2 protein-coding genes are annotated in these 589 nt (G+C 65.9%); one reads left to right on the forward strand and one right to left on the reverse strand.

Translation table 11 applies throughout. The features are described 5' to 3' along the window. A partial coding sequence (locus AC1DWF_RS36695) for a cupin domain-containing protein (protein ID WP_476843347.1) occupies positions 1–200 on the forward strand: 200 nt, incomplete at its 5' end. A gap of 44 nt (positions 201–244) precedes the next feature. On the opposite strand, the gene AC1DWF_RS36700 is transcribed toward AC1DWF_RS36695, so the two are convergent. Next, positions 245–589 (reverse strand): cupin domain-containing protein (locus AC1DWF_RS36700; RefSeq protein ID WP_476843348.1); only part of this gene is annotated, 345 nt, incomplete at its 5' end.

A 589-nucleotide genomic window follows, 5' to 3' on the forward strand; every position in this document is an offset into this window, starting at 1 on the left:
ACATCACCGTGCTCTCGGGGACCTGGTGGATGGGTTCCGGCACGGAGTTTCGGCCCGACACCACGGTGCCGGTCGGCGCCGGCAGCTTCGTCACGCATTTCGCGCGCGGCATCCACTACGACGGCGCGAAGGACGAGCCGACGGTTCTGCTGATCATGGGGGAAGGACCGGCGACGTCGACGCCCGCCGCGCCGAGGTAGCCGGTCGACATTTGAATAGACGCCCCCTCTCGCGGGAGCGCGGGTCAGCGCACATGCTGGAACAGGATGACCTCTGCACCCGCGCGCGACGTGCCACGATGTTCGGCGCCGAGCGCCACGACGCAACATTCGCCCGCGCCTAGCTCGACGACGCCATCCCTGAACTCGACCTTGAAGTCACCGCTCCACACCACGACCGTCTCCGTGGTACTGGCATGGCTGTCCCAGCGTCCCTCTCCGCCGCCCACCACGCGGACCAGGCGAACATTCACGCCGCCGAGCATCTTGGCTTCCTCTCGTTGACCGCTGGTCGCGAGCCGATCGAAAACCGCAGCAAAATCTATCTTGGCCGACATGCAGGACTTCCCATTATCAGCTCGGTGCAGCCT

The sequence above is a fragment of the Aminobacter sp. P4_D5 genome (genome assembly GCF_056401815.1).